This window comes from Sphingomonas sp. (assembly GCF_030145815.1).
Classification (GTDB): domain Bacteria; phylum Pseudomonadota; class Alphaproteobacteria; order Sphingomonadales; family Sphingomonadaceae; genus Sphingomonas.
On the sequence record NZ_JAIXHL010000003.1, the window covers coordinates 119,594 to 131,413 of the forward strand.

The window sequence follows — 11,820 nt, forward strand, 5'->3', positions numbered from 1 at the left end:
CGGCGAACGATGGCTGGAACGCGGCATCCCCCCATTCCTCGCTAACGGACGGGCAGGGGTCGGCTGGGGGCTCAATCAGGTCTCGCCTAGCTCGAGCGGGTCGCGTCGGTAACCGGATCGAGTTCGCGCGCATCGGGCGTGCGCGTTGCGGGGAGCGATCCGGTCTGGCGTTCGATCCGGCGATGCACCATCGGTGCCGCACCGTCGATCTGGAGTGCGCGCAACGCGTTGCTGTTGAGGTCGTCGGCGCGGGTGCGCCGCTGATTGTGCCGAACATAATCGACCCAAGTCGCGACGTGATAGCGCTCGATCCACAGCTCGGGCTCTTCGAGATCACGCAGCAAGGTCCAGTGGTGTGCGCCGTCGCGTCGCCGGATCCTTCGGCGTTCGCTCATTACCGTGAGAAAGCGGGCGATGTCGTGCTCTGCGATCCGATGCTCGATCGTGATCACGATTGGCCCGCTGCGCGGTTCGACCGGGATACTTGTCTGTGGCTCACGCCAGCTGTCGCGCGGATCGAGGTCGAGCTGTTCGATGGTTGGTACCGCGAATCGAAGACCTGCAACGAGGCTCAGCAACTGCACGCCAGCTGCAATGAGGAGTGCGGTGGCAAGGCCATGGTCGCCGGCAATTGCGCCGAAAACCCAGCTTCCCGCAGCCATGCCGCCAAACGCTGCCATCTGATAGATGGCGAGCGCGCGGGCGACGACCCAGCGCGGGGAGGCCATCTGGACGCTCACATTGAAGGTGGAAAGCGCGCTAACCCAGCCTGCGCCGGCCAGTATCAGCGCGGCAAGGGTGGCAGCCAAGCCAAGTTTCAACGCGACGAGTGCCGCACCTGCCGCCAAAGCGAGCGCGGCGAGCCGGATCAGGAACTCGGTGGGCAGCATCTGGCGCAGTCGCCGCGAGGCAAAGGCACCGAGCACGGCGCCCGCGCCAAACCCGCCGAGCAGCAGGCCATAGGTGAGCGGTCCCCCCATAACGAGGTCGCGCGCGATCAGCGGCATCAAGGCTGGCAGTGCGCTTGCGGGGAACCCGAACAGCGCCGCACGGGCGAGGACGACCCGAATGCTCGGTGAAAGCCGAACGTAACGGACTCCGGCTGCCATCGCGACGCCGAGACGTTCGCGCGGCAGCCGCCGCTCAGGCAGGTCGGGCGTCCAGCGCAGCAGCACCACAATCAGGCCGACATAACTTACCGCATTGGCTAGGAACGCGGCTGCAGCGCCCGCGAATGCCACCAGTGCACCGCCGAGCGCCGGACCGGTGCTGCGTGCAATGTTGAACCCCATGCTGTTGTACGCGACCGCATCCGGCAACATCGTGCGCGGCACCATGTCGCCCACCGATGCCTGCCACGCTGGCCCGTTGAGTGCGGTGCCGCACCCGATCAGAAAGGTGAAGATCAGCAGCGACCATGGCGTGATCCAGCCGAGCCAGCTGCCCAGCGCTAGCGTAGCTGACACGAGGAGCACGAAGCATTGCGCGATCAGCATCACGCGGCGCCGGTCGAGATTGTCGGCAACCGCGCCGGCCCATAACGAGAGCAGCATGATCGGCAGGCTGGTCGAAGCCTGCACCAGCGCGATCATCTGCGGCGAGGCGCCGAGGTCGGTCATCATCCACGAAGCGCCCACCGACTGGATCAAGCCGCCGAAGTTGGAGAACAGGCTCGCCACCCATACGGCGCGGAACAGCGGAACCTTGAAGGGGCTGGCGGGTGCTTGTGTCATGTTGCGCGTCAATGCCGCAGATCGCGATCCGATCCAATTGGTCGCGCCGTCATGTCCCATCCGGAGCAGCAGCACGCTGGTGGTTCCGGCGTGGTCGGCGGTCCCGATCGGAAGACCTCGCGCAAGAAGCAAAAGCGGCGCCTTGCCGCCGCACTGGCACCTCGGTGGATTGGGCACCCGGAAACCCGGGGGAAATCTCACATGTGGTGCATCGCTGCGCGTGGTCGTTGACCTTGCCTCGCGTTTGGCTGGAGGGTGTTGGCCTGTGATCGGGCGGGGCAGACGGCCAGAGCCCGTCGCGATCGAAGGTCCAGCAGGCGCAGGAGTTGGAAGATGAAGCCCATGACGCGGGTCGATCGGCGCAGCTTCATATCATTGGCTTGCGCGACATTTGCGATGTCGGGCGTGTCCAGTCGGGCGGCAGCGGTCGATGCCGCGGTTCGCGACGATCTTGAGATTGTACGCCGGGCGTTGGAGTTGCACCCGGGTCTGAATCGCTACGTTGGTCGCACGGCCATTGCGGATGGGCTGGCGAGGCTCGCGGCTATCTGGGAAGCAAGCCCCTTGCTTGCAGATCGGTATCTGTCCCTGTCACGGTTCCTTGCCTCGATCCGCTGTGGTCACACCTATTGCAACTTCTTCAATCAGTCCGGTGCTGTCGCGGCCGATCTGTTCGATCGGCCAACGCGCCTGCCGTTCCATTTCATCTGGATCGGGGATGCGATGGTCGTCACCACTGGCTTTGACACCGGGCTGCCGCGCGGTTCGGTCATTACGAGCCTCAATGGCGAACCGCCGATCCGCCTTCGCGACCGGCTGCTCGAATATGTCCGTGCCGATGGTCATAACGATGCCAAGCGCATGTCACTGCTCGAGGTACGCGGTGACGACCGCATTGAGACGTTCGATGTCTTTCAAGGCCTGCTCCACCCGCCACGTGATGGGGTGCATCGTCTCGCGGCGCGTCTCCCCGATGGCGGCTCACGGACACTCGACGTTCCTGCAATTGCTTTGGCGGACCGTCGCGCGCAGATGCCGGTCGCGCGCATCGCGCCCGACGCGCCAAGCTGGCAATGGCGGATGGATCCGAACGGTGTCGCTGTGCTTACGATGCCGGGATGGGCGATGTGGGATGCGAAATGGGACTGGAAGGCATGGCTCGCCGATCGCCTCGACTCGCTGGATGGCGCGCGCGGGCTCATCGTTGATCTGCGCGACAACGAGGGTGGAGAGGATTGCGGCGACGTCATCCTGTCGCGTCTGATCACCAGAGATTTCATGCCGCCGCGGCTGCAGCAGCGGCTTAGGTTCCGCCGCACGCCGACGGACCTCGACCCCTATCTCGATACCTGGGACGACAGCTTCCGCAAACTTGGCGAGGGTGCCAGCCCACTTCCGGGCGGCTTTTTGCTGCGGCCTTCAAGCGATGATGCCCTGCGGATCGTTCCCGCAGCCAAGCGCGTCCATTGTCCGGTGCGCGTTCTCACATCGCCCGTTAACAGCTCGGCGACCTTTCAATTCGCCAGCAACATGCGACGGATCGGTGGGGGCAAGCTGGTTGGGCGCGAGACCGGCGGGAACCGACGCGGGATCAACGGCGGCTGCTTCTTCTTCGTTCGCCTTCCGCATTCGAAGATCGAATTCGATCTGCCGCTTGTCGGCTACTTTCCGGTCGACACACAGCCCGATGCCGGATTGGCCCCCGATATCCCGGTTTCCGACACTGCGGCCAGCATCGCTCGGCAACGAGACGTTGTGCTCAGCACGGCGATGGCGTCATTGTGACCGCGCGGCCGTCCAGCGCGGCGAGCGTCCGACCCACGCCAAGGCTGATGCAGCGCGAGTCTGCACGCCCGGTCCGACGAGCCGGGCGGCGGTCCTTATGTGGAAGGGGTGCGCACGCCTCAAAGATGCTCAACCAGATACTCGACAAAGGCTCGTACCCGCGCGGGTGTATTGGTGCCGCCGACGAACACCGCGTGCAGCGGCTCGACATCGCCTGGATTGTAATCCTCGAGGATCGCGACGAGCCGCCCATCGGCGAGTTCGTCGGTCACGCTGAAACGGCCTACGCGCGCGATCCCGACGCCGAGCGCTGCAAGCTGCCCGAGCGTCTCTCCGTTGTTTGCCTCGATCGCCCCGCTGGTCGTCAGGCTGAAGGCCGTGCCGTCGCGCACGAATGGCCAGACCGGTTCGGCGCGGCGGAAATTGAAGTTGAGACAATTGTGCACGAGAAGGTCCTCGGGCGTAGCGGGTGTACCATGGTGCGCGAGATAGGCGGGTGAGGCGACGATGACGCGGCGATTCTCGCCGATCTTGCGTGCCGTCAGGCGGCTGTCGGCGAGCGGGCCGAACCGGATCGCGACATCGGCCTGTCCGGCGGCGATATCGACGACCGTGTCGGTGAGCGCGATGTCGACCAGGATCTGCGGATAGCGCTTCACGAACCCCGCGAGCAGGGGAACGATGCACAGGCGTCCATGCGCCAGCGCCGCGCTGACTCGAAGCCGCCCGCGCGGCGCCCCCTGATCGGCGATCTGCTGTTCGGCGTCGTTGAGATCGGCGAGGATGCGGCGTGCTGCCTGAAGATAGGCCTGGCCCTCGGCGGTCAGCGTCAGCACCCGGGTCGAACGCAACAACAGGCGCACGCCAAGTCGGGCCTCGATCCGGTCGATTGTGCGGCTGACCGCCGAAGGGGTCAGGCCGAGGCGTCGGCCGGCTGCCGAGAAACTGCCCAGTTCGATCGTGGCGGCGAAGATTTCGAGGGATCGCGCGCGATCGGCGCCATTGTCCATCTTTGCGTTCAAATCAAAAATCATTTGCGCTTTTGGCCTCTAATCCGGGGGCGGACCGTCAGCCATCTATGCGCGCATAGCAAATAGAGAAAGTTCTTGCGATGAAGCTCAATCCCGGACTGCTGGCGCTCGCGGTCGGTGCCTTTGGCATCGGTGTTACCGAATTCGCGCCGATGGGCCTTCTGCCGGTAATCGCCGACGATCTGGGGGTCTCGATCCCGGTCGCAGGGCTGTTGATCAGTGCCTATGCGATCGGTGTGATGCTGGGTGCGCCGCTGATGACGCTGACCACGGGGCGCGTACCGCGCCGCACGCTGCTGATTGCGCTCGCCGCCATCTTCACGCTCGGCAACGTCGTCGCCGCGCTGTCCGACAGCTATGGGATGCTACTCGCCGCGCGGATCGTCACCTCGCTCAACCATGGCGCGTTTTTCGGGGTCGGGTCGATCGTCGCGGCGAGCCTGGTTCCACCCCGCCAGCAGGCTGGCGCAGTTGCGGCAATGTTCATGGGCCTGACGATCGCCAATGTGGTCGGCGTTCCCCTCGCGACGTGGGCGGGCGACGTTCTGGGCTGGCGTGCGGTATTCTGGGGAATTGCGGCGCTAGGGGGTGCCACCATGGCTGCGCTGCGCCTGACCCTGCCGACGTTGCCCGCGCCGGCCCGCGGCAATGCCATGGCCGAGCTGCGCGTCCTTGGACGCGCCCCGGTGCTCGGCGCGCTCGCGCTTACCGTTGTGGGGTCGAGCGCGATGTTCACCGTCTTCACCTATATCTCGCCGATCCTGCGCGAGGTTACGCAGGCATCGCTGGGCTTCGTCACCGCGATGCTGGTGACCTATGGGGTCGGATTGACGCTCGGTAACTGGCTTGGCGGCAGATTTGCCGACCGTTCGGTCGACCGCACGCTGATCGTGACGCTCGCTGTGCTGACGCTCGTGCTGATCGCCTATGCGACGCTCATGCCATCGGCGATCGCCAGCGCTGTCCTGATCTTCCTGTGGGGCGTTGCGAGCTTCGCACTGGTCCCGCCGCTGCAGGTTCGGGTGATGAGCGCGGCCGCCGATGCACCCAGTCTCGCTTCGGCAATGAACATCGGCGCCTTCAATCTCGGCAACGCGCTCGGTGCAGCGCTGGGGGGCGGAGTGATCGCGCTCGGCCTTGGCTATCCGGCGGTCGCGCTGGCGGGAGCCGGCACCTCCGCGATTGGCCTCGCCGCGCTGCTGCTGTTGCGCGCGTCGGCGCGCGCGCAGACGTGCGCGGCGTGATGCCGGGCGGGGGGGGGGTAGAGCTACCGCCTGAAAAGCAGGAGCTGAGCCAAATGGTCTCGAGGCATTGGCGAGCGGCGCTCGAGCAAGCCCTGTGACGTCAGAACGCGAAAAGCAGATCGCCTGTCAAACCGTCGACTTGTGAGAATAAAGGATGGTGGACGCACTAGGGCTCGAACCTAGGACCCGCTGATTAAGAGTCAGCTGCTCTACCAACTGAGCTATGCGTCCATTCCGGGCGGAGGGAAGGGCTGAACAGCCGCTTGCCGCGTTCGGGAGTGGCGCGGATAGCGGGGGCATCTGCGGAATGCAACAGGCTTTTTGCGAAAAATGCAGTTACCAGCGCGCGGCCCTTGCGCTGTTGCGACTTTGGCGGTCGATGGCGAAGAGGATGCCGATCGCGAACATCACCGTCATCATCGACGACCCCCCATGGCTGACCAAGGGCAACGGGATTCCGGTCACTGGCGCCATGCCCATGACCATGAGCAGATTGATCGCGACGTAGAAGAAGATGGTGGCAGAGATCGCGGCAGCGGTCAGCCGTTCGAACTTGCTGCTGGCGCGCGTGGCGACGCCGATCGCCCACAGGCACAGCGCGACGAACGCAGCGATCAACGCGACGCCACCGACCAGCCCCAGTTCCTCAGCGATCAGCGCGAACACGAAATCGGTATGCCCTTCGGGCAGGTAGTTGAGGTGCACCTGAGTTCCATTGAGGAACCCCTTGCCGAACAGGCCACCCGATCCGATCGCGATCTTTGACTGGGTGATGTGATAGCCGGCGCCCAGCGGATCCTGTTCGGGGTTGAGGAAGATCAGCACGCGTTTCTGCTGATATTCCTGCATCCCATAGTTGATCATCAGCGGGATCGCGACGGCCGCGGCCATGCCCCCTGCGATGAACAGCCGCAGCGGCACGCCGGCGAGGAACATCATCGCGCCGCCGCCAGCAATGATCATCATCGCGGTGCCCAGGTCGGGCTGGATCAGCACCAGCGCGGCCGGAACCATGGTGATGACCACAGCCGGCCAGATCGCGCCAAACTTGCGCGTTTCGCCAGCGGGCAGCATTTCGTAGAAGCGCGCCAACGCCAGCACCAACGCCAACTTGGTCAGCTCCGATGGTTGAAGCCGCATGAAGCCGAGGTCGAGCCAGCTCTGCGCGCCTCCCGCGACATGGCCGATCAATTCGGTCAGGATGATCAGGACAATGCAGATGCCGTAGATCGGAAAGGCAAGCTGGCGGTACCAGTCGACCGGCACGCGCGACATGGCCAGCGCGATCGCAAGGAAGACGGAAAAGCGCATGCCGTGGCTCAGCGCCCATGGGGTCAGGCTGCCGCCAGCCGCCGAATAGAGCATCGCCGTGCCGAACAGGCCGATCGCGGTGACCAGCAGCAGCGCGCCCCAGGGAAGGCGCAGCACGGGGGCTGGAACGAAGCCGGGGCCGATCGTGGTCATTGCGGGGTCTCGGCTGCTGGGGTCGCGCTCGCGGCCGGAGCGGGGGGCGGCGTGGCGGAGGGGGCAGGGGCCGGAGCGCCGGTCGCGGCGGGTGCCGCCGGAGTTGGGGACGCGACCGGATTGGGCACCGGCACGGGCGCGCGTTCGGCCCGCGGGGGCAGTCCCTGCGCGGTGCGGAACGCCGCTTCCTTCGCGGCCATGCGGGTGCGGATGTCGCCACCCCATCCGGCTTCGAGCACTGCGAGCGTGTCCATCGCCTTTTGCCGGTCGAACAGCCAGGTCAGCACGTCTTTGGCCACCGGAGCGGCGGCGCGCGCTCCGCCCATGCCATGCTCGATGACGACTGATGCGGCGTAACGCGGATTGTCGACCGGCGCGAAGCAGATGAACAGGCCGTGGTCGCGATATTTCCACTCGCCGCCCTGGCCGCGATTGCTGTCCATGATCCGGCGGACCTGCGCCGTTCCGGTCTTGCCGCCCATGCGGATTCCGTCGAGCTGCAACCGCGATGCACCCGCCGTGCCCGCGCCGTTCACCACTTCGTCCATCCCAGCGCGGACAATGGCGAGATGCTCTTCGGGAAACTCCAGCCGCAGCGGTGGCTTGGGCTTGTCGATAATGAGCGAGGGGAGCAGCGCCCGGCTCGACGCGATCCGCGCGGTGGCGACCGCGAGCTGGAACGGGCTGACCAGCACATAGCCCTGGCCGATCGACGCGTTGAGCGTGTCGGCCTGGGTCCATTCCTGCTTGAACCGGCGCATCTTCCACGCCGTGTCGGGGACGGTGCCATAACGCTGTGAAGGCAGGGGCAGGTCGAACTCGGCGCCGAAGCCGAGCTTGCGCGCGGCGGCGGCGATCGGATCGATCCCGATCTCACGCCCGAGCGTGTAGAAATAGGTGTTGCAGCTGCGGGCGATCGCCGTGTGCATCGTCATCGGGCCATGGCGGCCGAGGCAGCCGAAGCGGCGATTGCCGAGCGTGTAGCCGCCATTGCAGTACACGACGCGCTTGGGATCGATACCGGCGCCCAGGATCGCCAGCGCGGTCGCGGGCTTGAACGTCGATCCCGGTGGATACAGGCCCTGAAGCGTCTTGTTCATCAGCGGGAGATGATCGTCATCCGAGAGCATCTTCCATTCGGTGCGGCTGATCCCGTCCGAAAAGGCGTTGGGATCGTAGCATGGCATCGATACCATCGCGAGGATGTCGCCATTGGTGAGGTCGAACACCGTGACCGACCCGGATTCATTGCCCAGCCGGCGCGCGGTATACTCTTGCAGCCCGGCGTCGATCGTCAGCCGCGCAGTCTTGCCCGGCGTGTCCGGCCGGGTTTCGAGCTCACGGACCAGCTTGCCGCGCGCGGTCACCTCCGACCGCTTGGCGCCGGGGGTGCCGCGCAAGCTGCCCTCCAGCATCTTTTCCAGCCCGTCCTTGCCGAGCTTGAACCCGGGGGTCAGCAGCAAGGGGTCCTTGGTCTCCTTGAACTGTTCGGCCGAGGCCGTGCCGACATAGCCGATCAGATGGCCGACCGCGGCACCAGCGGGATAGTTACGCGCAAAGCCGCGCGTGGGCGCGACGCCCGGCAGTTCGGGCAGGCGCACGCTGACCGCAGCATAGCGCTCCCAGTCGAGATTCTCGGCGACCTGAACCGGCTGGAACCCCGCCGCGCCCTTCAGGTCATCCTCGATCCGCGCTATGTCTTCGGCCGTGAGGCGCAGGATTTGCTTGAGCGCGGTCAGCACCTGGCCCTTGTTCTCGAGCCGGTCGGGGATGATGTCGACGCGAAAATCGGTGCGGTTGTTGGCGATCGGCACCCCGCGCCGGTCGACGATCCACCCGCGCCGCGGCGGCGTCAGCGTCAGGTTGACGCGGTTGCTCTCCGATAACAGCTTGTATTTGTCGTTTTCATAGACCGAGAGCCAGGTCATCCGCCCGGCCAGCACCAGCCCAAGGCTGGCCTGTATACCGCCGAGCAGCATCGCGCGGCGCGAAAAGCTGTAATTCTGCTGCCCTTCGCTGATCATACGCACTGGGCCGTTCATTGCCACTTCCTGCGCTGATCGAGGCGGGAGACGAGGCGCGACAGCACCGGAAACAGCGCAATCGAGATTAGGATCTGAATCAGCAGCACAGTATCGACATGGGCATTCAGCGGGGTCGCGACCAGGCGTCCGCCGATCAGGCAGAACCCGATCGCACCGGCCGCGAGCAACCAGTCCTGCAAAAAGTCGCGCCACACAATCCGCGTGTCGAGCACATCGATCGCGATGAACGCGACGGTCCAGAAAAACATCGCATTGCCGAGCGGCTGGCCGCTGACCATGTCATCGACGAAGCCGAGCAGCAGCGGTGCCCACGGCTTGAGCAGATCGGGCCGGTGCAATCGCCACGCCAGCAGCATCATCAGACCAAAGGGCGGCAGCAGCGGCACCGATGCCTTGAACGGGATCAACGTGATCAGCGACGCCAGTATGATCGACAGCGGGGCAAGCCAGCGCGCGCGCTGTGACACATTGGGCTGGCCCAGGCCCGCAAAGCGCGTGCCGGTCACCGCGGTGCCTTGTCCGGAGCTGAAACTTCCGCGGCTTCAGGAAAGAACGCCCGCTGAACCAGCGCATAGTCGAGCATGTCTGGGCTTGCGGTTGGTCGCGCCTTGGCGGTGTCGCGGGCGCGCTCCTGCGTCACTGCGACGGCGATGTTAGGCGGGAACAACCCGCCCGTGCCGGACGTGACGAACGTATCGCCCGGCTCGAACAGGATCTGCGCGACACTGGCCGAGCGGATTTCAAGCAGGCCATCGCCGCGCCCGGCCGCGATGGCGGGGAGGCCGTCGCGGACGCGGCGCACCGGGACAACGCTTTCGGGATCGAGCACGAGCAGAATGCGCGCCGTGTTGGGGCTGACTTCCACGACCCGACCGATCAGGCCGTCCGGACCGCGCACCGGCTGGCCGGTGCGCACGCCCTGCCAACTGCCGGCATTGAGCGTGGCGAAGCGCCGCGTGCTCGATCCGCTGGCATAGACGATACGGGCCGCAACCACCGGGTCGGCCACGCGGTCGCGCAGTTTGAGCAGCGCGCGCAACCGGCGATTGTCGCGCGTGACCACGCGGGCATGCTCGACCAGCGTCTTGTTCGCTTCCAGCTCTGCCTTCAGCCGGGCATTTTCCTCGCGCACGCCCCAGAAACTGCCGATCCAGGCCGGCGCGCCGGAAACCCCGCGCCGCGTCCAGTCCGCGCCGGATGCAATCGGGGTGACCAGCTCGGCAAACGCTCCGCGCACCACGGCATAGGCGGGCGGGTTCAGGGTCGAGAGCAACAGCAGAGCAACCGCGATCAGCGCACCGCCGACCGCGACAACATAACCCAAGAACAGTCCATACTGCGCCCGTCGCGAAAAGCCGGAGCGCCGGTTATGTGGCGGCGCCATAGCCCCCGCTTCCTCAGACCTGAATCAGAACACCACGAAACACCGGATCTTCTAGCGCACGTCCAGTGCCCAGCGCCACACAGGTTAGCGGATCTTCAGCGACAGTAACGGGCAAACCCGTCTCATCGCGAAGCACTTCGTCGATCCCTTCGAGCAGCGCGCCGCCGCCGGTGAGGACGATGCCCTGATCGACGATATCGGCGGCCAGTTCGGGCGCGGTGTTTTCAAGCGCGATGCGCACGCCCTCGACGATCGTGCCGACCGGTTCGCTCAGCGCTTCGGCGATCTGGCCCTGGTTGATCTGGATTTCCTTGGGAACGCCGTTGACCAGGTCGCGACCCTTGATGTGGATCGTCAGGCCAATGCCGTCGGCAGGCGGCTTGGCGACGCCGACTTCCTGCTTGATCCGCTCGGCCGTGGCCTCGCCGATCAGCAGATTGTGGTTGCGGCGGACATAGGAGACGATCGCTTCGTCCATCTTGTCGCCGCCGACGCGCACGCTGTTCGAATACGCAAGGCCGCGCAGCGACAGGACCGCGACCTCGGTGGTGCCGCCGCCGATATCGACGACCATCGATCCGATCGGCTCGGTCACCGGCATGTCGGCACCGATTGCGGCGGCCATCGGCTCCTCGATCAGCCACACCTGCGACGCACCGGCATTCTGCGCGGCGTCGCGGATCGCGCGGCGCTCGACGCTGGTGGAGCCAGAGGGGACGCAGATCACGATCTGGGGCCAGCGCATGAACTTGCGCTGCCCGGTGACCTTGCGAATGAAGTGGCTGATCATCTGCTCGGCCACGTCGATGTCGGCGATCACGCCGTCGCGGAGCGGGCGAATCGCCTCGATCGAACCGGGCGTCTTGCCCATCATCAGCTTGGCGTCGTCGCCAACTGCCTTCACCCGCTTGATGCCGTTCAGCGTTTCAACCGCCACCACCGAAGGTTCGTTCAGGACGACTCCGCGCCCGCGCAGATACACAACCGTATTCGCGGTCCCGAGATCGATCGCGAGATCATGGGACATAAACTTGAAAAGGCGGGAGAAAATCATTCTGATCGCACCGTTCTGTCACGGCCGCCCGGGGCCGCAGGTTCGCACTGAAAAACCATACCTTGACCCGTTTCGGTCGG

9 protein-coding genes and 1 tRNA gene are annotated in these 11,820 nt (G+C 65.5%); 2 read left to right on the forward strand and 8 right to left on the reverse strand.

The window, feature by feature from the left end:
* Window positions 1-86 precede the first annotated feature (86 nt).
* Entirely contained in the window at window positions 87-1,733 is a 1,647-nt protein-coding gene (locus KYX69_RS03620; protein ID WP_300493811.1) for an MFS transporter, read from the reverse strand.
* 333 nt (window positions 1,734-2,066) lie between these two features.
* Between KYX69_RS03620 and KYX69_RS03625 the strand changes: the two genes are divergently transcribed.
* Window positions 2,067-3,518 (forward strand): S41 family peptidase, encoded by a 1,452-nt coding sequence (locus KYX69_RS03625; protein ID WP_300493813.1) that lies wholly within the window; start codon window positions 2,067-2,069, stop codon window positions 3,516-3,518.
* A gap of 119 nt (window positions 3,519-3,637) precedes the next feature.
* Here the strand turns inward: KYX69_RS03625 and KYX69_RS03630 are convergent, their stop codons facing one another.
* The gene (locus tag KYX69_RS03630; RefSeq protein WP_300493816.1) at window positions 3,638-4,540 is read right to left on the reverse strand and encodes a LysR family transcriptional regulator; all 903 of its coding nucleotides are present in this window, start codon (window positions 4,538-4,540) and stop codon (window positions 3,638-3,640) included.
* A gap of 89 nt (window positions 4,541-4,629) precedes the next feature.
* Here KYX69_RS03630 and KYX69_RS03635 point away from each other — a divergent pair, with 89 nt between their 5' ends.
* Complete coding sequence (locus KYX69_RS03635; RefSeq protein WP_300493818.1) at window positions 4,630-5,793, forward strand: MFS transporter; 1,164 nt, start codon at window positions 4,630-4,632, stop codon at window positions 5,791-5,793.
* A 155-nt stretch (window positions 5,794-5,948) separates the two neighbouring features.
* Here KYX69_RS03635 and KYX69_RS03640 read toward each other — a convergent pair.
* The 6 genes from KYX69_RS03640 to KYX69_RS03665 form a co-directional block, all read right to left on the reverse strand.
* Window positions 5,949-6,024 (reverse strand) — tRNA-Lys (locus KYX69_RS03640).
* A gap of 105 nt (window positions 6,025-6,129) precedes the next feature.
* Entirely contained in the window at window positions 6,130-7,257 is a 1,128-nt protein-coding gene (gene rodA / locus KYX69_RS03645; RefSeq protein WP_300493821.1) for a rod shape-determining protein RodA, read from the reverse strand.
* Window positions 7,254-9,281 carry a penicillin-binding protein 2 gene (mrdA, locus tag KYX69_RS03650; RefSeq protein WP_300494188.1) on the reverse strand — a complete coding sequence of 676 codons (2,028 nt, stop codon included), beginning with the start codon at window positions 9,279-9,281 and terminating at the stop codon, window positions 7,254-7,256. Before mrdA ends, rodA begins: the two co-directional genes overlap by 4 nt.
* Before the next feature lie 14 nt (window positions 9,282-9,295).
* Window positions 9,296-9,808, reverse strand: coding sequence for a rod shape-determining protein MreD (gene mreD, locus KYX69_RS03655; RefSeq protein WP_300493823.1), 513 nt, complete (start codon window positions 9,806-9,808; stop codon window positions 9,296-9,298).
* The gene (mreC, locus tag KYX69_RS03660) at window positions 9,805-10,626 is read right to left on the reverse strand and encodes a rod shape-determining protein MreC (protein WP_367280174.1); all 822 of its coding nucleotides are present in this window, start codon (window positions 10,624-10,626) and stop codon (window positions 9,805-9,807) included. Before mreC ends, mreD begins: the two co-directional genes overlap by 4 nt.
* Window positions 10,627-10,699: 73 nt before the next feature.
* Window positions 10,700-11,740 (reverse strand): rod shape-determining protein, encoded by a 1,041-nt coding sequence (locus tag KYX69_RS03665; protein ID WP_300493827.1) that lies wholly within the window; start codon window positions 11,738-11,740, stop codon window positions 10,700-10,702.
* Window positions 11,741-11,820 lie beyond the last annotated feature (80 nt).